The sequence below is a fragment of the Microbacterium sp. A8/3-1 genome (assembly GCF_040267695.1).
Classification (GTDB): Bacteria; Actinomycetota; Actinomycetes; order Actinomycetales; family Microbacteriaceae; genus Microbacterium; species Microbacterium luteolum.
On sequence record NZ_CP158357.1, the window covers coordinates 2,421,660 to 2,447,413 of the forward strand.

Here is a 25,754-nt window from a genome sequence, read left to right on the forward strand (position 1 = left end):
AGGCCGATCAGCGCTGCTTCAGATCACCCAGCGGCTCGCGCTTGACCTTCTTCTCCCGCACGGGCGCCTGACCCGATGCCTCGAGGTCGGCGTAGTAGGCGCGGGCCTCGTCCTGACGCTGCTTCTCGACACCGCTCGCGATGGGGGCGCGGACGTGCTCCGGCTCGTAGCCGAAGGCGTCGACGAGGTCGAGCGCGTAGGGACGCAGTCGCGCGCAGAGGCGGTCGATGTAGCTCGACACCGCGGCAGCACGCTGGGTCGACAGGCGACCGTTGATCAGGTGCCAGGCCAGGTGCTTCTCGATCAGCTGCAGACCGAACAGGTCGCGCAGCCAGGTGAGCACCTTCTTCGTGTCGGCGTCGTCGATCTCGTGCACGGCATCCGTGAAGGCCTCCCACTGCAGCAGCTCGCCGTGCGCACGGGCGGCCTCGATGAGCTCGGCCTGGTTCTCGTTGAAGAGGCGCGCGCCGAGGGCCTTGTCCTTCGCGCCGGGGCGCAGGCGAGCGGCGATGTCGGCGACCATCTGCTGCACGCGGCCGGCGAGCAGATCGTGCTGCTGCTCCTCGCGCAGGCCGCGCTCGACCGAGCGGGACACCTGGCCGAAGTCGGACACGGCCTGACCGAGCTGACGGAGTCCTGCACCGTGGAAGACCTTGCCCGCGGTCATGCCGACGGCGAACTTCGCGAGCGCCGCGGCATCCTTGCCCTTGAACTGGCTCGCGTAGTCGGTCAGCAGGCGCTTGCCGACCAGCTGGAGCAGCACGTTGTTGTCGCCCTCGAAGGTGACGTAGATGTCGAGGTCGGCACGGAGTCCGACGAGCCGGTTCTCGAACATGAACCCGGCACCGCCGCAGGCTTCGCGCGCCTCCTGCAGAGTGTCGAGCGCGTGCCAGGTCGACAGCGGCTTGAGCGCTGCTGCGAGCGTCTCGAGGTCTTCGCGGTCGGCGGGGGTGTCGATACGACCCGAGAAGACGCCGTCGAACTTCTGCAGGAACTCGTCGTGCGCGAAGATCTGCGCGTACGTGGTGGCGAGCCGCGGGAGCAGCCGGCGCTGGTGCTTGCCGTAGTCGAGGAGCACGACCTCCTGACCGTCGGCGCCGTCGAACTGGCGACGTTGGGTCGCGTACGTGATCGCGATCTTCAGCGCCAGGGCGGATGCCCAGCTGGCCGCACCGTCGAGCGAGACGCGTCCCTGCACGAGCGTGCCGAGCATCGTGAAGAAGCGACGGCCGGGGCTGTCGATCGCACTGGAGTAGGTGCCGTCGGCGGCCACGTCGCCGTAGCGGTTCAGCAGGTTCGTGCGGGGGATGCGGACCTGGTCGAACGAGAGCCGACCGTTGTCGATGCCGTTGAGTCCGCCCTTGAGTCCGTCGTCCTCACGGCCGATGCCCGGGAGATCGTTGCCGTCCTCGCCGCGCAGGGGCACGTAGAAGCAGTGCACGCCGTGGTTGACGCCGTTCGTGATCAGCTGCGCGAACACGGTCGCGGCGATGCCGTGCAGTGCGGCGTTGCCGAGGTACTCCTTCGTCGCCGCGCGGAACGGCGTGTGGATGACGAACTCCTCAGTTTCCGGGTCGTAGGTCGCGGTCGTGCCGACGGCCGCGACATCGGAGCCGTGGCCGATCTCGGTCATGGCGAAGGCGCCGGGGATCGACAGGTCCATGACACCGGGGAGCCACTTCTCGTGGTGCTCCGTCGTGCCGAGCTGCAGGATCGCCGATCCGAACAGCCCCCACTGCACGCCCGACTTGATCTGCAGGCTCGGGTCGGCGACCACGAGCTCCTCGAAGCCGGCGATGTTCGCGCCGTTGTTCTCCTCGCCGCCGAGCGACTTCGGGAAGGCACGGTGCACGGCCTTGTTCTCGACCAGCAGGTGCAGCTGGCTCAGCACACGCTCGCGGTGCTCGTCCTTGCCGAGCTCGTCCTTGCGCCAGAACGCGGAGTCCTTGATCATCTCGCGCGCCTCGCGGCGGGTGTCGGCCCAGGTGCCCATCAGCGCGTCGTTGACGGCGGCGACGTCGATCTGCGGGACGGTGAGCGGCTCGATCGACACGTCAGGTGTCGTCGAAGGACGGACGGCGGCGTCGACCATGGCATTCCTCCAGAGAGAAGTAGGGATGCCCCCATGGTAGGTCTGCGACAAATCAAGGCGAAGTCGCCTGTACTGATCCTCTAACGCGTCGCCGGGCCAGGGCCGCCGCGGATTGTCGGCTCCTGACAGGAACCGACAATCCGCGGGAGGTGTCAGAGCGAGAGGCCGTGCCCGAAGCGGAACAGCGGGTCGGCGGTGTCGAACGGCACGTCGGGACGCGACGCCTCGACGGCCGCCATCGAGCGCGGGAGGTCGAACGGCAGCTTCCCCTGCGCGACGACGGCTCCGCTGAGCACGTCGAGGAGCGCCGCACCCGAGGCTCCCCAGTTCACGGTGACCGCAGCCGCGGCATCCGTGATCGGGGTGAGGATCGGCGGGCGGTCGGCGAGCACGTCGACCACCGTCGGCACGGCCGCCGCCACCTCGCGCACGTGCGCGACCACGTCGTCGGCGAAATCGAGCGACCCCGCGTGGAAGAAGTTCTCGAACATCGTCGCCCGCTCCTCGAACGGAGCCTGCAGCCGGATGACGGCGAGATCGGCCTCGTCCGGCGTCGCCACGACCTCCCCGAAGGATGCCGCGACCGCGGCGTCGATCCCCTCGACATAGAGCTTCAGACCGCGGACGAACGGCAGGGCGCCGTCGTTCGTGAGGACCGTGATCGACGCGCGCTGCGCGTTCTCTCCCGCCGCGCGGAAGTCGGCGCGGCCGACGACCTCGTCTGCGGCATCCTCATCGACGAAGGGATCCTCGAAGAGCCCCAGCTCGAACTTCTCCCGCAGGATCCGGCGCGCGGAGACGTCGATGCGCTCCTCGGTGATCTCGCCGTCGGCGATGAGCGCCAGCAGCAGCTCCGGGTCGGCCTCGCCGCCGAACTGGTCGGCACCGGCATCCAGCACCTTCTTCATCCGCTCGCGGGGCGTCAGGTCCTCGACTCCCCAGGCGCGCGCCGGGAACGGCTGGCCGAAGATCTCGGAGTCGTTGATCAGCCCCCAGTCGGTGCACACGAGACCGTCGAAACCGTAGCGCTCGCGCAGGAGGCCGGTGATGACGGACTTGTTGAACCCGAAGCCGACCTCCTCGTACTCGGTGCCGACCGGCATGCCGTAGTACGGCATCATCTGCCGGGTGCCTGCGGCGAGCGCGTCCTCGAACGGCTTGAGGTGCAGCTCGAACTCGCCGCCCGGGTAGACCTGCTCGCGACCGTACGGGAAGTGCGGGTCCTCGCCGTCCTTCTGCGGTCCACCCCCGGGGAAGTGCTTGGTCATCGTCGAGACCGAGCCGGGGCCGAAGGCCACACCCTGGAACCCGCGGATGTAGGCGGCGCCCAGTCGGCCGGAGAGCTCGGCATCCTCGCCGAAGGTCGCCGTCTGCCGCGCCCAGCGCGGCTCGGTCGTGAGGTCGACCTGCGGGTGCAGAGCCACGCGGAGTCCGACCGCGGTGTACTCCTGACGCGCGATGTCGGCGAAGCGCTCGACCAGTTCCTCGTCGCGCGTCGCGGCGAGGCCCAGGGTCTCGGGCCACTGCGAGAACGGACCGGCGAGGATCGACGCACCCGGGTTCTCGCTGAACGAGTGGCGCGGGTCCGTCGACAGGGTGACAGGGATGCCGAGACGCGTGGATGCCGCGAGCCGCTGCAGCGCGTTCTGCCACGCCGCGATCTCCCGGCCCGTGGGAGCGGCGCCGAGCAGGTTGAAGTGCGTCATCCGCTTCGTCTCGAGGAACTCCCTCGCCGACGGCGTCGCGAAGACGGGGTTCGGCTCCTCGAGATCGCCGATCGCGATCATCGTGTGGAAGAAGAGCCCGGCCTTCTCCTCGATCGTCATCGCGTCGAGGAGGAGCTGCACCCGCTCGTCGACCGGTAGGTCGGCGTTCAGCCACGGGCGGGCGGTGGTCGTGGCGGTGGTGTCGGAGATGGTCACTTGACTCCCTTGATGCGGTAGACGAGAACGGCACCGGCGAGCGCGACGAGCGCGCCGAAGAGGTACCAGGTGGTGTAGCCGCCGAGCGGCGTAGCCGCGCCCAGCGCGATGATGCCCGGGGCGATGGCGGGGGCGATCGACTGCGGCAGGGCGTTGGCGATGTTCAGCACGCCGAGGTCCTTCGCCACGTCGTCGGGGTTGGGCAGCACCTCGGTCGCGAGGGCGAGGTCGACCGACAGGAAGGAGCCGGCGCCGAGGCCGATGATCGCCTGCGCCACGATGACGGTCGTGATGTCGGGGGCGACGGCGAGGATCACGAGGCCGACCACCATGATGAGACCCGCGATGGCGACGAACGGGCGACGCTTGCCGATCTTGTCGGAGAGGAATCCGCCCAGCGGCGAGGAGATCGCCATCGCGGCCATCGACGCGAGGTTCGCGGCGAGGATGATACCGACCGCCCCCTGCTCGTCGAGGCCGAACTTGGTCACGAGGTACAGCGGCAGGAAGGTGGCGATGCCCGCGTAGCCGAACATGACGAAGAACTTGGTCAGCCAGGTCCAGCCGAAGTCGGGGTGCTTGCGCGGGTTGAACACGAACGAGCCGAAGAAGGTGCCGATCGTGAACCTCTCGGCGGGCTTCTGGGCGAGACGGCGGTCCTTGAGGAGCAGCACGAAGACGATCACGAGCACGAGAGCGATCGCGCCGGGCACGACGAAGCGCTCGAAGTCGCCGGGGAGGAAGTTCACGAGGAAGCTGCCGGCGAGGATGCCGATGGGCGTGGTGATCCCGATGATGCCGGAGACCTTGCCGCGGCTCGAGACGGGCACCTGGTCGGGCAGTGTCGCGTTCGCCGCTGCGAGCACGGCGTTCATCGACGCCTGCACCAGGCACCAGGCGAGCAGGACGACGAGCACGGAGTCGGCCGCGCCGATCAGCGCGAAGCCGCCGAGGCCGACGATCGCGCCGCCGAGGATCCACGGACGACGCATGCCCCACCGCGACGTGGTGCGGTCGGAGAGGCGTCCGACGAGCGGGTTCGCAATGAGGGCGAATGCCGCGCCGACCCCCATGACGAGGCCGAGGCTGCCCTCGGTGTTGGTCGGGTCGATGTGCTGGATCTTGAACGCCATCGACACCATCACCGGGGTGAGCAGGGCGAGATAGACGCCGAAGTTCACGGCGGCGAGGCCCGGCGTGTACCCGCGGGGCGTCCGGGGCGGCGTCGTTCCCGGGGCCTTGAAGCCGGTCGTGCCGACCGCTGCCGCAGTCGCGGCGGATGACAGCTCTGTCATGACAGTCCTTTCGATGCGCCGCACATCTTCGGGCGAGGCGGCTCTGGGACGACCTTACATCAATCTCGACCGATTGGTAAGTGAATGCCGACCGCCTGGTAATGAGACAGGATAGGAGCAGGGAAGAGGATGCGATGACGACGACGGTGCCCCAGGGCTCACGGCACGACCGCGCCGCCGCGACGCGCGGACGGATCGTGTCCGCCGCGCGCGAGCTCTTCGTCAGCCACGGCTATCGCTCCACCTCCCTGCGCGACATCGCCACGGCGGCATCGGTCAGCCATCCGGGCCTGCTCGGCCACTTCGCATCGAAGGACGCCCTGCTCGCCGAGGTGGTCGGCGAGTTCGAAGCGGAGAACGAGGCGGTCTTCAGCGCGGTGGCCGCGGCATCCGAACCCGGCGAGCTGATCTTCGCCCAGCTCGCCGAACGGAATGCGCGGACCGTGGGCTATCTCGAGCTGTTCGCCGCGCTGACCGGGGAGGCATCGTCTCCGGGACACCCCGCGCACGAGCGGATGCGGGAGCGCTACGCGCAGTTGCGCAGCCTGAGCCGCGACGTGCTCGCAGACGCTCAGCACCTCGGCGCGATCGATTCCGAGCGTGACGTCGACGGCGAGATCACACGCCACACCGCCGGCTGGGACGGACTACAGCTGCTCGCCCAGTACCTGCCGGGCGAGGTCGACGTGGTCGAGATGCTGGAAGAGCGCGAGGCGCTGTGGGCACTGCCCGTCGGCTGGCGCGACCCCGACGACGGCGAGCCCGCGACAGAGGCCTCGGGGCCCCTGCCTCCCCCGTTCGGCGACGAGCCGGTCGACGTCGACCCCGGATACGCGGTCGGACGCCGGCGTCGCGCGCAGATCGTCGCTGACGCCATGCGGCTGTTCTCGCGCGACGGCTACGGCGACACGAGCCTGCGCGACATCGCCGAGGCCGTCGGCGTCTCGAAGTCGACCCTGCTGCACCACTACCCCACCAAGGAGCTGCTGCTCAGCGCCGTGCTCGCCGAGCGCGACAGCGCCATCCGCGAGAGGGGCGTCGTGCGCGCATCGGAGCGCGCCGGGGAGCTGCTCCGCGGCATCGCCGACGGCGCACGGGTGAACGCGCTCGAGGAGCCCGGCCTGATCCAGGTGTACGCGGTGCTCTCCTGCGAGGCCGTGCCGGCGTCGCATCCGGCGCACGAGTACTTCACGGACCGCTTCCGGAGTGCGATCGCGTACTTCACCGAGCTCTTCCGCCTCGCCCAGGTCGACGGCGACCTGCCCGAGCACCGCGACCCCGCTCGCGAGGCCATCTGGCTCGTCGCGATGTGGGACGGCCTGCAGTATCAGTGGCTGTACGACCGGGACGCCGTCGACGTCGCCGCGCACCTGCGTGCGCACATCGACGACGTGCTGCCGGTCAGCTGACCAGGCCGGTCAGGCCGCGGCGATGACCGCGAGCACGCCCTCGCCGTAGGCCTCGCGCTTCTTCGCGCCGATGCCGGTGATCCCGTCGAGATCGCCGAGGGATGCCGGGCGATGCTCGGCCAGAGCCCGCAGGGTCGCGTCGCCGAACACGATGTACGCCGGAACACCCTGCTCGCGGGCGGTCTCGGCACGCCAGGCGCGCAGCGCCTCGAACAGCCCGCGGTCCCCGGCATCCAGGGCGTCGGCCGCACTGGCCTTGCGAGCACGGGTCGACGAGGCCGGGCGCCCGATCGTGTCCTTGCGCAGCGGCACGGGCGTCTCGCCGCGCAGCACGGCGGCCGCGGCCTCACCGGGAGCGAGGGTGCCGTAGTCGCCCTGCGCGACGAGGATGCCGCGGGCGAGGAGTTGCCGCACGACGCTGCGCCAGTCCTGGTCGGAGAGATCGGCGCCGATGCCGTAGGTCGCGAGCTTGTCGTGACCCTGCTGACGGATGCGCTCGGTCGAGGCGCCGCGGAGGATGTCGACGAGGTGCCCGGCACCGAACGACTGATTGCGCTCGCGCTTCAGACGCACGATCGTCGAGAGCAGCTTCTGCGCGGGCACGAGGCCGTCGAACGTCTCGGTGTCGTCGAGGCAGGTGTCGCAGTTGCCGCACGGCTGCGAATCCTGACCGAAGTATCCGAGCAGGTTCTGCCGACGGCACTCGACCGTCTCGCACAGGGCGAGCATCGCATCGAGGTGCTGCCCGAGCCGCATCTTGAACGTGCGGTCACCCGGGCTCTGGTCGATCATGCGGCGCTGCTGCACGACGTCGCCGAGGCCGTACGCCATCCAGGCGACCGAGGGCTCGCCGTCGCGACCCGCGCGACCCGTCTCCTGGTAGTAGCCCTCGACCGACTTCGGCAGGTCGATGTGCGCGACGAAGCGCACGTCGGGCTTGTCGATGCCCATGCCGAAAGCGATGGTCGCGACCATGACCACGCCGTCTTCGCGCAGGAAGCGCGACTGGTTCGCCGCGCGCACCTCGGCCGGGAGCCCCGCGTGATACGGCAGGGCGTCGAGACCCTGTGCCGCGAGGTAGGTGGCCGTCTGCTCGACCGACTTGCGGCTGAGCGCGTAGACGATGCCGGCCGGCTGGGCGCCGTCGTCGGTCGCCGGGGTCTGCGACTTGATGAAGGAGACGAGTTGCTTGCGCGGGTCGACCTTGGGCACGATCCGGTACTGGATGTTCGGGCGGTCGAAGCTCGCCACGAAGTGCTTCGCCGTGTCGAGGTGCAGCCGCTCGGTGAGCTCCTTGTGCGTCGCGGCGGTCGCCGTCGCGGTGAGCGCCATGCGGGGCACACCGGGGAACCGCTCGCCGAGGTCGCCCAGCGCGAGGTAGTCGGGACGGAAGTCGTGCCCCCACTGCGACACGCAGTGGGCCTCGTCGATCGCGATGACGCTGAGCGTGCCGCGCTGCAACAGCGCTGTGGTCTGCGCGCTCGACAGGCGCTCAGGGGCGACGTAGATGAGGTCGAGCTCACCGGCGACGTAGGCGCGCTCGACCTCTCGGCGCTCGTCGATCGCCTGTGTCGAGTTCAGGTACGCGGCCTTGACGCCGTTGGCGCGCAGCGCGTCGACCTGGTCGTGCATGAGCGCGATGAGCGGACTGATCACGAGACCAGTGCCCTCGCGCACGAGCGCCGGCACCTGGTAGGTGATGCTCTTGCCGCCGCCGGTGGGCATCAGCACGACCGCGTCGCCCCCGGCGATCACCTGGTCGACGATGGCGGCCTGGTCGCCGCGGAACTCGTCGTAGCCGAAGACGGTGTGCAGCGCCTCGGCTGCGGTGGCGTAGCGGCTCGGCGTGGCCTTTCGGACAGCGCGCCCTTCGACAGGCTCAGGGACCCACGATCTCGATGCGACCTTGGTGACCGGCCCGGGACCCCAGTCGAGCGGCGGTTCGAACCCCGCTCCCTGCGGTTCCCAGTCCATCGGCTCGGGCGGAGTGGACGACTCCCAGCCGTCGTCGTAGGGCTCGTCGGCGTACGGCAGATCCGCGTACGGGTCACGGGGAGTCTGCGGCATCCCTCCAGCGTAACGATCCCCGCCGACGTCGGCGGCGCCCGTCCACAGATACGGGCGTAGGTTGGATGCAGACGCATGAAGGAGCACCCATGACCGACATCACCGTCACCCGCAACGACGAGGAATCGCGCTACGAGATCCGCTCGGGCGACGTGCTCGCCGGTTTCGCCGCGTTCGATCTGCGTCCCGGTTCCATCCGCTTCCTCCATACCGAGATCGACGACGAGTTCCAGGGTCAGGGTCTCGCGGGGAAGCTCGCTGCGGCGGCGCTGACGGATGCCGCGGGTCGCGGCGAGGCGATCGTGCCGCTCTGCCCCTACATCGCGAAGTACCTCGAGACGCATGAGATCGAGGGCGCCGAGATCCGCTGGCCGCGCCCCCGAACGGCCGATTCCGAATGATCGGGCAGCGCCGCATCGTCCTGGAGCCCCGCGAGGTTCCGCTCGGCGGGGTGCGCGGCATGAATGTCCTGCGTGCACTTCCGCATCGCAACCTGCCGACGATCGGCGCCTGGTGCTTCCTCGACCGGTTCGGCCCTGCCGACACGAAGATGCGCGTCGAGCCGCACCCGCACATCGGTCTGCAGACCGTGACCTGGCCGCTCGTCGGCGAGATCCGGCACCGCGACTCCCTCGGCAGCGACGCCGACCTGCGCCGCGGCCAGCTGAACCTGATGACAGCCGGCAACGGCATCTCGCACTCGGAGTACTCGATCGGCGAGAGCCCGATCCCCCTCGACGCGCTGCAGCTCTGGGTCGTGCTGCCGGACTCCGCCCGCCACGGCGCGGGAGGATTCGAGCGGCACACGGAGCTGCCGACGGTGACCCTGACGGCGGATGCCGGAGCCGATGCCACGGCGACGGTCGTGCTCGGCGAGTTCGCGGGTGTCTCATCGCCGGCGACGGTGCACACCCCGATCGTCGGTGCCGAGATCGTGCTCGCGCCGGGCTCCCGCGTGCGGCTGCCGATGGCGTCGGACTGGGAGCATGCACTCATGCTCGTCGAGGGCGATGCCCTCGTGTCCGAGCATCCGCTGGAGCGCAACGAGCTGCTGTACCTGGGCGATTCCCGCGATCACGTCGAAATCTCGTCGACCGAGGGCGCCCTCCTGTTCCTGCTCGGCGGAGAACCGTTCGAGGACGAGATCGTGATGTGGTGGAACTTCGCCGGCCGCTCGCACGACGAGATCGTCGCGGCGCGGGAGGACTGGGAGGCGGCATCCGCTCGTTTCGGGACCGTCGACGGGCACGACGTGCGCATCCCCGCTCCGCCTCTGCCCGACGTGCGGCTGATGCCGCGGGGCCGGAAGATCTGAACCCGATGGCGACGTCGGACGTCTTCCCCGGCGCACTGGCGCGGATGCCGGATGCCAAGGAATCCGGCCTGATGATCTGGTCGAGCGCCGACCCCGCGCCTCCTCCGCGATTCGTGGAGGGCTTCGAACGCTTCGAGACGTTCGCCCGCGACGCCGGCGCGGACCCTGCCGTCCTCGCCGCCGATCTCGCCGCGCTGTGGGATTTCGTGGCCGCACACCCCGCCGTCCTCGCTTCTTCCGAGACCGCGGATGCGGCGGCGCGGTTCCTGGGGAACGCGATCGCCGTCGCGCATCCGGCGGCGACGTGGTGGATGGCGAGCGAACCCGAGGTGGGCACCTCGACGAGGTCGGTGACGGTCGCCGGCCTGCTGCGAACGATCGTGGAGCGCCCGGATCAGCGTGAGCCGTTCCTGGAGATGATCGCCTCCTGGCCGCAGGCCGACCGCGACCATCAGGAGCTCTCGACCCTCACGGAGGAAGACGCCGACGTCGAGCTCGTCTTCCCTCCTGCGCCCTTCGCGCGTCCGGCGCTCGCTCTCCCGGAGTTCGTCGAAGACGACGGCCGGGTCATCGACTACGGATCCCGCTGGGTCGGCGGATCCCCGCCGGACGATGCCTACTCGCGGGTCTCGCATCCCGAGCGCTTCGCCCCGGTGCTGACGGTCGTCGAAGCTCTGGTCGACTACCTCGAGACCTCGTACGTCGTCGACGTCGACCGCCGAGACGGCGAATCGGACGCGCGCGTCGTGCACCTGCGGCCGACGACGGGCGCGGCGATCACGATCAGCGCGACCGCCGAGTCGGTCGGCATCGAAGCCGGAGCGCTGTTCCGGGACATCGTGCCCGTCTGCACCTGCGATGCCTGCGATGAATCCGCGGAGACCGTGGCCGACCAGCTGGAGGAGACCCTGCTCGCGATCGCCGCCGGAGGACTACGGGAAGTGTTCCCCGTCGGGCGGCAGCGCTCGCTGCACACCCGGATCCTCACCGCCGACGGCGGGCGGTCGAGCAGCGGCGATCCCGGCCCGTCGATCTCGCCGGAGCGGCTGGACCGCGCCGCCGAGATCCTCGGGCGTCTCGCCGACGGCTGGTGGCCCGCCTGGTCGCTGCGCGACGCCCGGCCCTGAGAATCGCCCGCCCGCTTCAGCCGCGCTCCGGCGTGTGCACCCGCGCGAGGAAGCGCTCGGTGCGCGGCGAGGGTCCGCGGGGATCGAGGAGCGACACCACGACCGTGACCGCCGCCGCGAGGGGGATTGTCCACGCGGCCGGCTGCGCCAGGTACGGGGCGGCGACCCCGACTCCTCCGATCACGGCGTGCACGAGCAGCGCGAGCCCCGCAGCGAGGCCGCCCGACAGCATCCCCGCCACCGCCCCTCGTGCCGTGAGCCCCCGCCACCACACGCCGAGCAGCACGACCGGCGACAGCGTCGAGGCCGCCACCACGAACACCACACCCACGCTCGAGCCGAGACCCGCGGGCGCAGTGAGCAGCGCGACGGCGAGCGGGACCAGGGCGCACAGCACCGCCGACAACCGGAACGATCGCACCGAGCCGGAGAACACGTCCTGGCTGATCACGCCGGCGAGCGACACGACGAGCCCCGCCGATGTCGCCAGGAACGCGGCGAACGCACCGGCCACGATGAGCGCGGTGAGCAGTTCGCCGAAGACACCGGGGAAGACGCGCGAGGGCAGCAGCAGCACGACCGTGTCGGCGATGCCGGGCACGGCGAGGTCGGGCGCCGCGATGCGCGCCAGCAGCCCCATGGTGCTCGACACCGCGTAGAACGCGCTCACCATCACGATCACGATCACGGTCGTGCGGCGCGCCGAGACCCCGGTGGGACTCGTGTAGAACCGCACGAGCACGTGCGGGAGCCCCATGGTCCCGAGCAGCAGGGCGAGCAGGAGGGATGCCGTCTCGTACGCATCGAACCCGGAGGGCCCTGCCTCGGCAGGGAAGACGAGCGCCGGATCGAAATCGTGCGGCCCGCCGCTCAGCGCGAAGGCGATGCAGACCACCGGGACGAGGAGCGCCGTGAGCTTGAGCCAGTACTGGAACGCCTGCACGTAGGTGATCGCGCGCATGCCGCCGGCGGCGACGGCAGCGGCCACGAGCACCGCGACCGTGACGGCGCCCACCCACTCCGGCACGCCGGCGACGACGAGCAGGGTGATCCCCGCACCGTGCAGCTGCGGCACGATGTAGAGCCAGCCGATGATGAGCACCGCGATGCTCGTGACCCGCCGCGCGGCGCCCGACTCCAGCCGCGCCTCGATGAAGTCGGGGATCGTGTACGCGCCGCTCCGGCGGAGGGGCGCGGCGACGAACGCGAGCACCAGCAGGTACCCCGCCGCGTAGCCGATCGGGAACCAGAACCCCCGGGCGCCGTCGAGCAGCACGAGCCCCGACAACCCGAGGAACGTGCCCGCCGACAGGTACTCCCCGCTGATGGCCGAGGCGTTCCACACCGGCCGCACCGTACGAGAGGCGACGAAGAAGTCGCCGGTCGTGCGCGAGATCCGCAGCCCGTACACGCCGATGAGCAGCGTCGCGACGATGACCAGCGCGACGCCGACCAGGTCGAGGACGGCGTTCACTCGCGGTCCCGCAGCGCCCGGTAGCGCCGCTCGTTGCGGGCCGCGGTGCGCACGTAGAGCACCGCGAACACGAGGATGATCGGGTAGAACGCGTAGGCCTGCAGCAGCCACGACAGCGGCAGCCCCCAGACCAGCACGCGGCCGATCTCGGGGATCAGCGCGATCGTGAGCGTCAACGCGACCACCACGAGCACGAAGCCGGCGACGGTCCCGAGCGCGAGGCGGAGCTGGCTGCGCATCAGGGCGCGCGCGTAGACGGCATCCGCCTCGTCCACCGGCGAACCCGGCAGCGCGATGCCGCGGGTCGACGGGGACGGTCGCCGCACGGGGAGGTCGGCCGTCACCCGCACGCGCTTCGGGGTCTCGCTCACCCGGATCCCTCGCCCCGCACCAGGGCCTCGCGCACCGCCGGCACCAGGCGTCGGCTGACCGGAAGCGACAGCTCGCCGATCGAGACCGCGGGGTCAGCCCCGGAGAGACGCGCCTCGGTCACGGCCGCGGTGCGGACCAGCGACGAGCGATGGATGCGGAGGAAGCCGGCATCCGCCCACCGCACCTCCAGCTCGGAGATCGGGATGCGCACGAGATGCCCCGCGCCGTCGCCGGTGTGCAGTCGGGAGTAGTCGCCCTGCGCCTGCACCCAGCGCACGTCGCTCCGGCGCACGAAGCGCACGGCGGATCCGACCGTGATCGGGAGCATCTCGTCATCGCCCGATCTCGCGGTCTCGCCCAGCTCGACGACCCGATCGACGGCCTGCCGCAGCCGTTCGGCGCGGACGGGTTTGAGCAGGTAGTCCGCCGCCCGCAGTTCGAACGCCTCGACGGCGCGGGCGTCATCGGCCGTGACGAAGACGACGGCCGGTGGCTGGGCGAGGCCGAGCAGGGCGCGTGCCAGCTCTGTGCCGGTCAGCCCCGGCATGTGGATGTCGAGGAACGCGATCCGCACGGCCCGCTCCGACAGCTGCCGCAGAGCATCCGCCCCGCTGCCCGCCGTGAGGATGTCGCCGATGCGATCGTCGGTGCGCAGCAGGTGGACGAGCTCGTCGAGCGCCGGCTTCTCGTCGTCGGCGACCAGCACGTCGATCATGGGCTCACCTGGTCGCGCAGCGGATCATGCAGCGGCTGCGATTTCGGGACCCGCATGCGCACCAGAGTACCCGCGCCGGTGTTGGTCTCGACGACCAGACCGCCCTCGGCGCCGTAGAGCTGGCGCAGGCGGGTGTCGACGTTGCGGAGGCCCACGTGCACGCCGTCGTCTCCCGCGGTGAGCGTGGCCCGCAGCCCCTCCGGGTCCATTCCCACGCCGTCGTCCTCGACGGCGATCTCGGTGTGCGTGCCGTCGTCGCGAGAGAGGATGCGGATCTCGCCGCCACCTTCGCCCGGTTCCAGCCCGTGCCGCACGGCGTTCTCGACCAGCGGCTGCACCGAGAGGAAAGGGATGACCGTGGCGAGGGTCTCCGGTGCGATCTGCAGGGTCACACGAAGCCGGTCGCCGAAACGTGCGCGCTCGAGCTCGAGATAGGAGTGGATGCTGCCCAGCTCCTCGGCGAGCGTGGTGAACTCGCCCTGGCGGCGAAAGGAGTAGCGGGTGAAGTCGGCGAACTCGAGCACCAGCTCCCTGGCGCGGGCGGGGTCGGTGAGGATGAAGGACGCGATGGCGGTGAGCGCGTTGTAGATGAAGTGCGGCGAGATCTGCGCGCGCAGCGACCGCAGCTCGGCCTCGGCCAGTTGCGTGCGAGAGGCGTCGAGGCCGCCCAGCTCGACCTGCGCCGCGCACCAGTCCGCGACCTCCTCCGCCGCTCGCACGAGCGCCGCGCGCACCGGCGCTGCGAACGCCACCACCACGCCGATGACACGGCCGTCGACGAGGATCGGCGCGCCGACCGCCTCCAGATCGTCGTCGGGTCCGGGAGCGGGGAAGACCTGCCGTCGGCCGGACTCCTCGACCTGCGTCGCGATGCGGAGCGCCGCCGACTCCAGTCCGTCGGACGGGCCGTCGAACGACACCGTGCCGTCGGCGCTCACGATCGCCACGGCGGCGCTGCCGAGCAGCACGCGCAGATGCCGCGCGGCCTTCACGACATCGGGCGCCGACAGTCCTGCGCGCAGATGCGGAGCCGCGAGGCTCGCATGGTGCAGGGCGTTCAGCGCCGCCTGTTCGGCATCGCTGCCGAGATCGGTCGCGCCGCGCGCGAGGCGGCGGGCGAGCAGCAGCAGCACCGTCAGGACGATCCCGCCGAGCACGCCCAGCACGGCAGCGAGAACGACGTCGGTCATGCGTTCAGCCTAGGCAGGTCAGCAGCACCTGGCACCGGGGTTGCGATCCTGGTCGTCCATCTTCTGCCGCCAGAACTGCCGCTCCGTCATCGGCTCCTCGCCCGGATGCGCGCGGCGATGGTGGGCGACGTACGTCGCGTACGCCGTGTCGCCCATCAGCGTCGTCATGTACCAGCGGATGCCGCGGCCGACCCGCCCTGCGGCACGAACGAGCGTGCGCAGGGGGTGGGTGGTCGCGGCATCCGCTGGATTCATGGTGTCGACCATCTCAGTGACTCGACGCCTTGCGGTCGTCGGCGAGGATCGGCTCCCACTGCTTCTCGAGCTCGCGCTCCGCGGCGTTCGGCAGGAATCCGGCCGGGGCGAAGCGTCGCGAGGCCACGGGCTCCTCCTCGGTGTTCTCGCCGCCGCCGTTGCGGATCGCGGTGATCGTCACGATCACCGCCGCGACCATGACGATGATCGCGAGCGTGACGAAGATGATCGACAGCGTGCCCTGCACGGCGGTGTTGCGGATGACCGCCTCGAGCACCTCGGGAGCGCCGAGCGAGTCGTCGCCCGAGTCACGAGCCGCGACGTACTTGAAGTGGTTCGCCCAGTAGCCGATCGCCGGTACCGGCGAGAGGATCTTGTAGAACGACGCAGTGATGGTCACGACCGCCGTGAACGCGAGCGGCAGCCCGATGATCCACAGCCACTTGAAGTAGCTGCGGCCACGCTTGGCCACGATCGCCAGCACCACGGCGAGCGCGATCGCGGCGAGCAGCTGGTTCGCGATGCCGAACAGCGGGAAGAAGGTGTTGATGCCGCCGAGCGGGTCGGTCACGCCGAGGATGAGGATCGCTCCCCAGCCGGCCACCATGATCGCGGTGCAGATCCAGACGCCGGGACGCCACGAGACGTCACGGAACTTGGGGAACCAGGCGCCGATCGAGTCCTGCAGCATGAAGCGGGCCACACGCGTGCCGGCATCCACCGCGGTGAGGATGAACAGCGCCTCGAACATGATCGCGAAGTGGTACCAGAACGCCATGAGCGCCTGCCCGCCGAGAGCCTGCTGCATGATGTGCGCGAGGCCGAGCGCGAGCGTCGGGGCGCCACCGGTGCGCGAGACGATCGACTCCTCGCCGACCGCCTGGGCCGTGCCGGTGAGCATCTCGGGTGTGAGGTTCACCCCCGTCAGCCCCAGCGAGTTCACGAAGGCGACGGCCCCTTCGACCGTGCCTCCTGTCGCCGCCGTCGGAGCGTTCATGGCGAAGTAGATGCCCTGGTCGATCGAGATCGCGGCGACGAGCGCCATGATCGCGACGAACGACTCCATCAGCATGCCGCCGTAGCCGATGAAGCGCGTCTGGCGCTCCTTCTCGATGAGCTTCGGCGTCGTGCCGGAAGCGATCAGGGCATGGAACCCCGACAGCGCTCCGCAGGCGATCGTCACGAACAGGAACGGGAAGAGGGGGCCGGCGAACACCGGCCCCATGCCGTTCTCACCGAAGATGCTGATCGCGGGGACCGTGATCTCGGGACGGACCAGGATGATCGCGCCGGCGAGCATGACGATCACGCCGATCTTCATGAACGTCGACAGGTAGTCGCGAGGTGCGAGCAGCAGCCAGACCGGGAGCACCGCGGCGATGAAGCCGTAGATGATGATGCCCCACGCGATCGTGGTGCGGTCGAGGTGGAAGATCGCCTGACCCCAGTCGGTCGCGGCGACCTGACCGCCGCCGATGATCGCGGCCATGAGCAGCACGAACCCGATGATCGAGACCTCGGTGACCTTGCCCGGGCGCAGGAAGCGCAGGTAGATGCCCATGAAGATCGCGATCGGGATGGTCATTGCGACCGAGAACACGCCCCACGGGCTCTCGCCGAGGGCGTTGACGACGACGAGCGCGAGGATCGCGACGATGATCAGCATGATCAGCAGCGAGGCGATGATCGCCGCCGTGCCGCCGATGCGGCCGAGCTCCTGTCGCGCCATCTGGCCGATCGTGCGACCGCCGCGGCGCATCGAGAAGAAGAGGACCGTGTAGTCCTGCACGGCACCGGCGAGCACGACGCCGACGATGATCCAGATCGTGCCGGGGAGGTAGCCCATCTGCGCGGCGAGCACGGGACCGACGAGCGGGCCGGCGCCGGCGATCGCGGCGAAGTGGTGGCCGTAGAGCACGCGCCGGTCAGTGGGGACGTAGTCCTTGCCGTCCTGCTTGACCTCGGCCGGAGTGGCGCGACGGTCGTCGGGACGCGTGATGTACTTCTCGATCACCTTCGAGTAGAAGCGGTAGCCGATCAGGTACGTGCACACGGCAGCGAACACGAACCAGATCGCGTTCACGGTCTCGCCGCGGACGATCGCGAGCATGGTCCACGCGACGGCCCCCAGCAGGGCGATCGCCGCCCAGAGGACGATCTTCGGCAGGGTCCAGCGATTCGCCTTCTCATGGTGCTCGTCGGAGAGAGCTGTGGAGGGGAGTTTCGGGTCGGTGACGATGACGGGTTCGGTGCTGCCCGGTGCGGTCATGGGGGTCTCCTCGGGATACGCGTCGTTGCGTTCCCCCACGCTAGGAAAGCCCCGGCGCCGGCGGAGGGTCATCGAACGGATGCTGCGACGAGCGGCGGCGACGACGCGATGAACGGATGCCCGGACGCACACAGCGCCCCGCGGTCTGTCGACCGCGGGGCGCTGTGCTGTGGGGGCTTACTCCGGCTTCGGTGTCTCGGGAACCTCCGTCGGCGGTGCCTCGGTCGGCGGCGCCGTCGTCTCCGGGGCCGGCGTCTCGGGGGCTTCCGTCGGCGGGGCTTCCGTCGGCGGGACCTCCTTCTCCGGGGCCTTCGCCGCCGGGGCGTCGACCGTCAGGATCGTGCGGACAGCCGAGTCGCCGTACTGCACGAGTCCCAGGTAGCGGGTGCCGGCGGTGAGACCGGTCCAGCCGAGCTGGTAGCTCGTCTTCACACCGCGGAGCGCGGCGATCGGGTTCGGCGTCGCCGTGAGCGTGCCCTCGTCGGCGGGCAGGACGTTGGCGTAGGTCATGTCCCACGTCATCGGCCCCGTCGTCGAGTAGACGTTCGCCACCACGAGGTAGGTGCCGGCTGTGGGGGCGGGGATCGTGACCTGCTCGTCCGCCGAACCGGTCGCTGACCGCCAGCGCTCGTAGTACTGCAGGTCGTCGGCGCTCACCACGCGGTAGACGGTGAGGTCGAGATCGCTGCCGTCGTCATCCGACGAGTCGAGGTCGAACCGCGAGAGCGTGGTGCCCTCCGGTACGTCCACGATCCAGGAGACGTCCTTGTTCGCGTCGCCGGAGTTCTCGTCACCCGAGTGCCCCTCGACCGGGTTATCCGGGTCGGCGAGCAGTTCGAACGGAGTGAGCCCGGAGAGGTTCAGCGGCAGATCCCCGTCGAGACCAGGGGTGATCTCCACGGTGGTGCTGCCGTCGACGCCGGTGCCGGCGACCTCTGCCGGAGCATCCGCCGTCACCGGGAACACCGCGATCGGAGAGCGGACGGTGTTCTTCTTGCTCGTCCAGACGAGAGACCCGGTCGTCCACTGCTCGACGGGTGCGTCGGCGTTGTCGAACGTCACCGTGAACGTCTTCGTCTGCCCCGCCTTGTCGAACGTCAGCTGCTGGGGCGAGACCTGGACGTTCAGTCCGGGGACCGAGGCCTGCGCCGTGAAGACGCCCTTCTCGGTCGAAGTGACGGAACGGGTCACGGTCTGCTCGCTGGCCAGAGAGCCGATCGAGATCGACGCCTGGTTGAGGTCGCTGCCGTCGATGGGCTCGATCCCCGGGAAGTCCGAGAGACCCTTCCCGTCGAGGAAGGCGGCCCAGTCCTTGACGCCGTTGAGGTAGAGCAGGCCGGGGTTGAAGAAGCGCCGTGGGTCGACGTGACCCGCCCCCTGTTCGAACGGGTTCGTGTTCGGCGATCCGTCGGCCAGCACGGTGTCGTAGGCGGTGGTCATCATCGCCGACTTGACCTCGGCGGGCGTCGCCTTCGGGCGTTCCCCGAGGTACAGGGCGGCGAGACCCGCGACGTGGGGCGAGGCCATCGACGTGCCGGAGAGGATGCCGAAGGTCGGCTTCTCCCCCGGCGCGTTGTTCGTCGCCGCGAGGATCGCGACGCCGGGAGCCGAGACATCCGGCTTCAGCACGTCGCTGCCGTCGGCGAGCATCGGACCGCGGCTCGAGAAGCCGGCGATCTGCGGCGTCGGCGTCGTCACACCCGTCGTGTTCTCGCCGACCAGCGAGATCGGCAGGTCGGTGCCGCTCTGCACGTAGGCGAGCACGGCCTCCCGATGCACGGACCCGAGGTGCACGGTCGGCACCGCGTGGAAGTCGTTGTCGAGGGAGTCCGCGCCACCGGGCACGTTCACCAGGACCATGCCGATGCCACCGGCATCCTTCACGACCTGCGACTTCTCGGCACGCGCGTTGTTCCCTCGATCGCAGACCACGATGTGACCTGCGACCTTGGCCGGATCGAGGGTGCCCGGCAGGCAGACCTGCGCGTCGACGGCGCCGTCGGCTGCGGCATCCGCTGCGGCGATCGACGGGCCGGTCACGGTCGTGCCGAACGGAACGCTCACCGAGGCTCCGGCCTGCGCGAACCCGTCGAACTGCACGGTGCCCTCCCAGGTCGGGATGGTGGATGCCGCGACCGTCGTGTACCACGGCGAGGCGTGGTCGGCAGTGACGGGGTCGGGACCGTCGTTGCCGGCGCTGGCGGCGATGAAGACGCCCGCGGCGGCCGCGTTGAAGAACGCGAGGTCCTCGGGGGCGAGCACGGTGCTGGCCGCTCCGCCGCCGATCGAGTAGTTGATCACGTCGACGCCGTCGGCGACGGCCTGGTCGATCGCAGCGACGAGGTCGCTGAGCGCGCAGATGTCGTCGGTGGTGACGGTGGTGTCGGGTCCGACGTAGCAGGCCTTGTAGGCCGCGACCTTCGCGCCGGGGGCGACGCCCGAGATCGTGCCGAACTTCACGTCCTCGATCTGGGCCTTGACCTTGAAGTTCCCGGCCGCCGTGCTCGCGGTGTGCGAGCCGTGGCCGTCGCCGTCGCGCGGCGAGAGGTAGTCGTACTGGAAGTCGAAACCGGCTGCCTCCGCACCGGCGTAGAAGTACTGGCCGCCGATGAGCTTGGAGGAGTAGTCGCGCTTGTCCCAGTCCTGGCCCTCGACCATCTCGGACTGGAACTGCCCGCCGTCGGACTTGTCGAAGTAGACGTAGGTGCCGTCGGTGTACGGCTGGCCGCCCTTGTGGCGGTTCTGCTGCTTGTTCTGCTTCTTGAGCTTCTTGCCCTCGAACGACGGATGCTCGGGAGCGATGCCCGTGTCGATCACGCCGACCACGACGCCTTCGCCGGCCTTGTCGACGCCGCCGGTCTGCTGCCAGACGCCGCCGCGACCCTTGCGGTCGTCGCCGAGTCCGAGGAAGTCGGTCGAGGTCTGCGCGTCGGGGTGCCGGATCTCATCCGGGTAGACGCCGAACACGTCCTTCGAGGCGCGGAGCTCGTCGACCTGCTCGCCGGTGAGATCGGCGCTGAAGCCGTTCAGGACGACCTGGTAGGTCGTGTCCGGGGTGATGCCGACCTGCGTGGCGAGGTCGGTCTGCTCGGTCTGGAGGTGCTCGACATAGCGCTGGGAATCCTGCGACTGCGTCTCGAGCTGCTCGCCCTCGGCGGGTTTGGTCGCCTTGAGGCCGTCAACGTCGCCTTCGTAGCTGGCGAGCGGATCGGACTTCATCACGACGATGTAGTGCCCAGGCGTGCCGGCGACGGGGACGGGGTGCGTCACCTCCTCCGCCGCGTAGCCTGCGGTTGCCGTCGATGCGATGAACAGCGTGGCCAGGGTGGTGGCTGCTGCTATGCGGAGGGGTGTTCGACCCATGCGCTTTTCTCCCGATGCTCGATGATCTTCGTGCGGCGTCGTTGCCGCAATGCCGCTCAAAGTAGTCCGGGGTCGAAGGCCACGCCAGGGGAATGGCGGAAACATAGACGAAGGGCCACAGGGGGGACTTTGGTCGAAGGGGCGGCGATGGTTCGCCCTTTTTGCCGGCCCTCGGCGGCGCTGCTCGGCGGTGGCGCAACTAGGCTGGGGAGGTGGCCCGAACCCCCGTCCTTTCGACCAGATTGCTGCTGGTCTGCGCGGCGATCGGCGTCGCCACGGGCATCATCGGCGGGATCGCGGGGCTGCTGACACCGGTCGTGCTGCTCGCCGCCCCGTTCGCCTACGGGCTGCTGCTGGGTTCGCATGTGCTGCCCGGCATCATCGCTCAGGAGGTCCTGCGTCGGCCGCTGGTTGCGCTGATCACCCACGTCATCGCCGCGCTCGTCGCGAGTGCCTTCAACCCGGCGTGGGCGCTGCGGTTCCTCGGCACGGCGCTGCTGTTCGGGGCGATCCAGGAGGGCGTCGCGGCCCTCACCCGCTATCGGGCATGGGGCGCCTGGCGGTTCTTCGTCTCGGCGGCCGTGATCGGCGTGCTCGTCGCGGTGGTCGTGTTCTTCGCCGCGCATCTCGGGGCGCTGCCACTGTGGGCCCAGGTCCTGTACCTCGTGATCTCGGTGCTCGGACCGATCGCGTGGACGGCCGTCGGGCTGGCGATCGGGGCGGCGCTGCGGCGGGCCGGGGTCGCGCAGCGCTGAATCTCCGCGGTGCCGATCGCGCGTTTTCGCTCGATGGCGGATCAGGTAAGGCTCAGCTAAGTTAGAAGCGTTCGATCCGCCGACCTCGGGACTCCGCCGTGCGCTCATCCGCGCCTCTGCTCCGCGTGCGTGAGCTCTCTCTCACCCACGCGGATGCCGCGCACCCGTCGCCGCGCGACGTGACGTTCGACATCGCCGCCGGGGAGGTCGTGCTGGTACTCGGGCCGTCGGGTTCGGGCAAGTCGACGCTGACGCTCGCCCTCAACGGGCTCATCCCCCATGCGGTGCCGGCGACCATGACGGGCACCGTCGAGGCGGGTGGGCTCGACACGGGGTCGACGCACACAGCGACGCTGAGCACACAGGTCGCGATGGTGTTCCAGGATCCGGATGCGCAGATCGTCACGGGCACCGTGTACGACGAGGTCGCGTTCGGGCCGGAGAACCTGCTGCTCCCGCTGGAGGAGGTGCGTGCCAGGGTCGAGGACGCGCTGCGCCGCGTCGGGCTGTGGGAGCGTCGCGACGACAACCCCGACCACCTCTCCGGCGGCGGGCGGCAGCGTCTCGCGATCGCCTGCGCGCTGGCGATGGGGTCGCCGCTGATCGTGCTGGACGAGCCGACGGCGAATCTCGATCCGCAGGGAATCGACGACGTGTACGCCGCACTCACCGATGTGGTGGCGGCGGGCGATCGCGCGATCCTGCTCGTCGAGCACAACCTCGATGCGGCCATGGCCTTCGTGACACGCACGATCGTGCTCGACCGCGAGGGACGCGTGGTGTTCGACGGGCCGGCGGCGGAGATCATCCGGACGCATGCCGAGGAACTCGTCACGATGGGCGTGTGGTTGCCCACGGCGACGCTGGCCGCACTGCGGCTGCGGGAGCAGGGTCACCGGTTCGATCCGCTGCCGCTGTCGCCGGAGGAGCTGGCCCGTTCGCTGCCCGCAGCGGACGTCTCGTCTCGCCCTGCTCGCTCGACGCGCACGACGACCGAGGATGCCGCTCCGGCGATCATCCGCGCGCGAGGGCTGACGGTGCGGCGGCGACGGACCGAGATCCTGCATGGCATCGATCTGGATCTTGCGGAGGGGAGTCTCACCGCGATCGTCGGCGCGAACGGCGCCGGCAAGACGACGCTGATCCAGGCGCTGGCGGGGGTCGTGCCGCCGCCGAAGGGCCAGGTCAGCGTCGACGGCATGGATCCGGGGTCGGCGTCTCCGCGGGATCTCGCTTCGCGCATCGGCTTCGTGTTCCAGAATCCGGAGCACCAGTTCATCGCGCACACCGTGTTCGACGAGCTCGCGCATGGACTTCGCCTGCGGCGCGTTCCGGATGCGGAGATCACGGCGCGCGTGGAGGAGATGCTCGCGCGATTCGGGCTCGAGCACAAGGCGGGCGTGCATCCGTTCCTGCTGTCGGGCGGCGAGAAGCGGCGCCTGTCGGTCGGCACCGCGCTGATCACACGCCCTCGGGTGCTGGCGCTGGATGAGCCGACGTTCGGTCAGGATCGTGCCAGAGCATCCGAGCTGCTCACGCTGCTGCAGAGTCTGCGCGCCGAGGGTACGACGATCGTGATCGTCACGCACGATCTGCAGCTCGTCGCCGAGCACACGACGCACACGGTGGTGCTGAGGGACGGGCGCGTTCATGCGGCGGGCCCTACGTCGACACTCTTCCGGGACGAGCAGGTCTTCGCGGACGCGGGACTGCGCCTGCCCGCGCTGCAGCGGGTCCTGGCATCCGCCGGTCTGGAGGCGGCACCGTGACCGCCACGACCCCCACGTCCGCGCCCTTCGATCCGTACGCGACGATGACGGCCTCGTCGCGCCACCAGTTCCTGTACGCCCTGAATCCGCTCGCGAAGGTGGTGGGTTTCGCGCCGGCGATGGTGCTGCTCATCTTCGTGCGGGATCTCGCGACGCCGGCCTCGTTCCTCGTGCTGGCGTACGCGGTGATCCTGATCGGTGCGCGGCTGACGGGGCGGCTGCTCGCGCTCATGCTGCTGGCCCTGCCGGTCGGGATGCTGGCGATCGGCGTCGGGTTCTCGCTCTGGGTGGATGCCTCGCTCGTCGCCGACACCGCGCCCTTCCTGCGCATCGGCGGGTGGACGCTCTACGCAGGCGCCCTCGAGATCGGGTTCGCGACGGCGCTGCGCCTCGGTGCGATCATCGCCCTCGCGCTGATCGGCGGGCTCACGACGACGGGCCCCGATCTGGTGCGGGCGAGCGTGCAGCAGCTGCGTGTGCCGTATCGGATCGGGTACACGGCGCTGGCGGCGTTCCGGTTCGTGCCGCGGTTCGGGCACGAGCTGGCGGTGATCCGTGCGGCGCATCGCGTGCGCGGGCATCACGGCGGCCGGGGTCCGTTCGCGCGGATCGCTCGCGGGTGGGGGTACATCGTGCCGCTGCTGGCCGGTGCGATCCGGCATGCGGAGCGGGTGGCGCTCGCGATGGATTCGCGCGCGTTCGGCGCTCACTCGACGCGGACCGAACGGCATCTGGTGCCGTTCCGTGCGCGCGACGTCATCTTCACGGTCGCGAGTCTCGCGGCATCCGCGGCGATCTTCGTCGCGTTCTTCCCCTGGCAGCTTTCCTGAAAGGCGTCGTATGGCATACAGCAAGCTGGTCAAGCCCGAGTCGGCCGAGCTCATCCACCTCACGGTGCTGCGCAGCGAACAGCTGTCGGCGCACTGGATCAGGGTGACGCTCGGCGGCGGCGAGATCGAGAAGTTCCGGCCGATGGGTTTCGACCAGTGGTTCCGGCTGTTCCTGCCGATCGGCGGCGACGCGGGTCTGGATCGGGTGCCGGCGAAGGCGAACAAGATGTTCGGGTATCTGAAGTTCCTGCGGATCCCCGACGGCGAGCGGCCTGTCATGCGCAACTACAGCGTGCGGGCGTATCGCGCGGCGACCGCGGATGCCGGGGCGGAGATCGACGTGGACTTCGTGCTGCACGGCTCTGCGGCCGATGGCACGGCCGGTCCGGCGTCGCGGTGGGCGGAGACGTGCCGGCCGGGTGAGCATGTGCTGATCATCGACGAGGGGCTGACTTTCAACCCGCAGCGCGGGACGGATCGCGTTCTGCTGGTCGGCGACGAGACGGCGCTGCCGGCGATCGCCTCGATCAGCGCTTCGCTGCCGTCGGATGCCGCCGGCCTCGCGATCATCGAGGTGCCGACGCGGGAGGACGCACTGTCGTTCCCGCATCCCGCGGGGCTCGAGGTCGTCTGGATCGTGCGGCCGCATGAGGCCGCACCGGGTTCTCTGGCGTTGGAGACGCTGGGCCGGACGGCTCTGCCGGAGGCGCCGTTCCACGCGTATGCGGCGGGCGAGCAGGCTCTCGCCTCGGGGGTGCGCAAGCATCTCGTGGGCGAGCGCGGTGTCGACAAGAACGCGGTGAGCTTCTGCGGGTACTGGAAGATCGGTGCGGCCTCTCCGACGTCGAAGGCCGCACGCGAGGCAGCTGCGGAGCCCCTCGCATGAGCGGCACCGACGCGGGCGCGCCCCGGTCGCGTGGACGCTTCCCCTTCCCGACGGCGATCCTGTTGACGTGCGCGGCGCTCGGCGTCGCGGGCGGTCTGCTGCTGGCGCCGGCGAACTGGATCTCGACGATCCTCTTCCCCGGTCTGCCGTTCGTCAGCGTCGCGCTGGCGGGGCTGTGGCTGCTGCCGTCGGTCATCGCCTTGCGGCTGTTGCGCCGGCCGCTGGTCGGGTTGCTGGTCGGTCTGCTCGCCGGGCTCGTGATCGTGCCGTTCTCGGGCTACGGATTCGGCAGCGTCGCGACGAACCTGTGGTGGGCGGCGTTCACCGAGCTGCCGTTCCTCTTCGTGATCTGGCGGTACTGGGGAACGTGGCTGCACTACGTCGGCGCGGTGGTCGTCGGCGTCGTGTATCCGCTGCTGGCGTGGGCCTCGTTCAACCTCGAGACCATGCCTGTCGGTGTGCGCATCGCGTTCTTCGCCATCACGCTGGCGAGTTGCGTCGGGGCGACGGCTCTCGGCATCCTGATCGCGGATCGTCTGCGTCGCGCCGGGGTCGGCGGGCGACTTCCGCAGCCTCGTTCCGCACGCACGCCAGCCGCGAAACCGAAGGCCTGAGAGTTCGACGCGCGGAGATTCCGAGGTGCCGTTCT

General features: G+C 70.0%; 20 protein-coding genes. 9 read left to right on the forward strand and 11 right to left on the reverse strand.

Features of this window, described 5'->3' with window-relative positions:
* Positions 1–7 precede the first annotated feature (7 nt).
* The 3 genes from ABS642_RS11890 to ABS642_RS11900 all read right to left on the reverse strand — a co-directional run bounded on the left by ABS642_RS11890 (position 8) and on the right by ABS642_RS11900 (position 5,309).
* The gene (locus ABS642_RS11890; protein WP_350350217.1) at positions 8–2,092 is read right to left on the reverse strand and encodes an acyl-CoA dehydrogenase; all 2,085 of its coding nucleotides are present in this window, start codon (positions 2,090–2,092) and stop codon (positions 8–10) included.
* A 152-nt stretch (positions 2,093–2,244) separates the two neighbouring features.
* Positions 2,245–4,014 (reverse strand): glycoside hydrolase family 3 N-terminal domain-containing protein, encoded by a 1,770-nt coding sequence (locus ABS642_RS11895; protein WP_350350218.1) that lies wholly within the window; start codon positions 4,012–4,014, stop codon positions 2,245–2,247.
* Entirely contained in the window at positions 4,011–5,309 is a 1,299-nt protein-coding gene (locus ABS642_RS11900; protein WP_350350219.1) for an MFS transporter, read from the reverse strand. The genes ABS642_RS11895 and ABS642_RS11900 overlap by 4 nt, the downstream gene beginning before the upstream one ends.
* A gap of 134 nt (positions 5,310–5,443) precedes the next feature.
* Between ABS642_RS11900 and ABS642_RS11905 the strand changes: the two genes are divergently transcribed.
* Positions 5,444–6,718: a TetR/AcrR family transcriptional regulator gene (locus tag ABS642_RS11905; protein WP_350350220.1), complete on the forward strand. Its 1,275-nt coding sequence runs from the start codon at positions 5,444–5,446 to the stop codon at positions 6,716–6,718.
* A gap of 9 nt (positions 6,719–6,727) precedes the next feature.
* Here ABS642_RS11905 and recQ read toward each other — a convergent pair whose 3' ends face one another.
* Positions 6,728–8,785 (reverse strand): DNA helicase RecQ, encoded by a 2,058-nt coding sequence (recQ, locus tag ABS642_RS11910; RefSeq protein WP_350350221.1) that lies wholly within the window; start codon positions 8,783–8,785, stop codon positions 6,728–6,730.
* Between the two features lie 89 nt (positions 8,786–8,874).
* On the opposite strand from recQ, the gene ABS642_RS11915 reads away from it, so the two are divergent.
* Genes ABS642_RS11915 through ABS642_RS11925 form a run of 3 tightly spaced genes read left to right on the forward strand, consistent with a single transcriptional unit; the run spans position 8,875 to position 11,227 of the window.
* Complete coding sequence (locus tag ABS642_RS11915) at positions 8,875–9,186, forward strand: N-acetyltransferase (protein WP_350350222.1); 312 nt, start codon at positions 8,875–8,877, stop codon at positions 9,184–9,186.
* Positions 9,183–10,100 (forward strand): pirin family protein, encoded by a 918-nt coding sequence (locus ABS642_RS11920; protein WP_350350223.1) that lies wholly within the window; start codon positions 9,183–9,185, stop codon positions 10,098–10,100. The genes ABS642_RS11915 and ABS642_RS11920 overlap by 4 nt, the downstream gene beginning before the upstream one ends.
* Positions 10,101–10,105: 5 nt before the next feature.
* Entirely contained in the window at positions 10,106–11,227 is a 1,122-nt protein-coding gene (locus ABS642_RS11925; RefSeq protein WP_350350224.1) for a DUF6226 family protein, read from the forward strand.
* A 16-nt stretch (positions 11,228–11,243) separates the two neighbouring features.
* On the opposite strand, the gene ABS642_RS11930 is transcribed toward ABS642_RS11925, so the two are convergent.
* From ABS642_RS11930 to ABS642_RS11960, 7 genes are all read right to left on the reverse strand, one after another.
* Positions 11,244–12,701, reverse strand: coding sequence for a cation acetate symporter (locus ABS642_RS11930; RefSeq protein WP_350350225.1), 1,458 nt, complete (start codon positions 12,699–12,701; stop codon positions 11,244–11,246).
* Positions 12,698–13,072 (reverse strand): heavy metal transporter, encoded by a 375-nt coding sequence (locus tag ABS642_RS11935; RefSeq protein WP_350350226.1) that lies wholly within the window; start codon positions 13,070–13,072, stop codon positions 12,698–12,700. The genes ABS642_RS11930 and ABS642_RS11935 overlap by 4 nt, the downstream gene beginning before the upstream one ends.
* On the reverse strand, positions 13,069–13,788 hold the full coding sequence (locus ABS642_RS11940; RefSeq protein ID WP_350350227.1) for a LytTR family DNA-binding domain-containing protein: 720 nt from the start codon (positions 13,786–13,788) through the stop codon (positions 13,069–13,071). The genes ABS642_RS11935 and ABS642_RS11940 overlap by 4 nt, the downstream gene beginning before the upstream one ends.
* Positions 13,785–14,978: a histidine kinase gene (locus tag ABS642_RS11945; protein ID WP_350350228.1), complete on the reverse strand. Its 1,194-nt coding sequence runs from the start codon at positions 14,976–14,978 to the stop codon at positions 13,785–13,787. Before ABS642_RS11945 ends, ABS642_RS11940 begins: the two co-directional genes overlap by 4 nt.
* An 18-nt stretch (positions 14,979–14,996) precedes the next feature.
* Positions 14,997–15,245 carry a YbdD/YjiX family protein gene (locus tag ABS642_RS11950; protein ID WP_350350229.1) on the reverse strand — a complete coding sequence of 83 codons (249 nt, stop codon included), beginning with the start codon at positions 15,243–15,245 and terminating at the stop codon, positions 14,997–14,999.
* 1 nt (position 15,246) lies between these two features.
* Entirely contained in the window at positions 15,247–17,502 is a 2,256-nt protein-coding gene (locus ABS642_RS11955; RefSeq protein ID WP_350350230.1) for a carbon starvation CstA family protein, read from the reverse strand.
* A gap of 177 nt (positions 17,503–17,679) precedes the next feature.
* Entirely contained in the window at positions 17,680–20,865 is a 3,186-nt protein-coding gene (locus tag ABS642_RS11960) for a S8 family serine peptidase (protein ID WP_350350231.1), read from the reverse strand.
* Positions 20,866–21,077: 212 nt separating this feature from the next.
* On the opposite strand from ABS642_RS11960, the gene ABS642_RS11965 reads away from it, so the two are divergent.
* From ABS642_RS11965 to ABS642_RS11985, 5 genes are all read left to right on the forward strand, one after another.
* Complete coding sequence (locus ABS642_RS11965; RefSeq protein ID WP_282214785.1) at positions 21,078–21,620, forward strand: ECF transporter S component; 543 nt, start codon at positions 21,078–21,080, stop codon at positions 21,618–21,620.
* 98 nt (positions 21,621–21,718) lie between these two features.
* Positions 21,719–23,389: an ABC transporter ATP-binding protein gene (locus ABS642_RS11970; RefSeq protein ID WP_350350232.1), complete on the forward strand. Its 1,671-nt coding sequence runs from the start codon at positions 21,719–21,721 to the stop codon at positions 23,387–23,389.
* Positions 23,390–23,433: 44 nt separating this feature from the next.
* Entirely contained in the window at positions 23,434–24,219 is a 786-nt protein-coding gene (locus ABS642_RS11975; RefSeq protein ID WP_350353432.1) for an energy-coupling factor transporter transmembrane component T, read from the forward strand.
* A gap of 10 nt (positions 24,220–24,229) precedes the next feature.
* Entirely contained in the window at positions 24,230–25,105 is an 876-nt protein-coding gene (locus tag ABS642_RS11980; protein ID WP_350350233.1) for a siderophore-interacting protein, read from the forward strand.
* Positions 25,102–25,719 (forward strand): ECF transporter S component, encoded by a 618-nt coding sequence (locus tag ABS642_RS11985; RefSeq protein WP_350350234.1) that lies wholly within the window; start codon positions 25,102–25,104, stop codon positions 25,717–25,719. The genes ABS642_RS11980 and ABS642_RS11985 overlap by 4 nt, the downstream gene beginning before the upstream one ends.
* Positions 25,720–25,754: the final 35 nt, after the last annotated feature.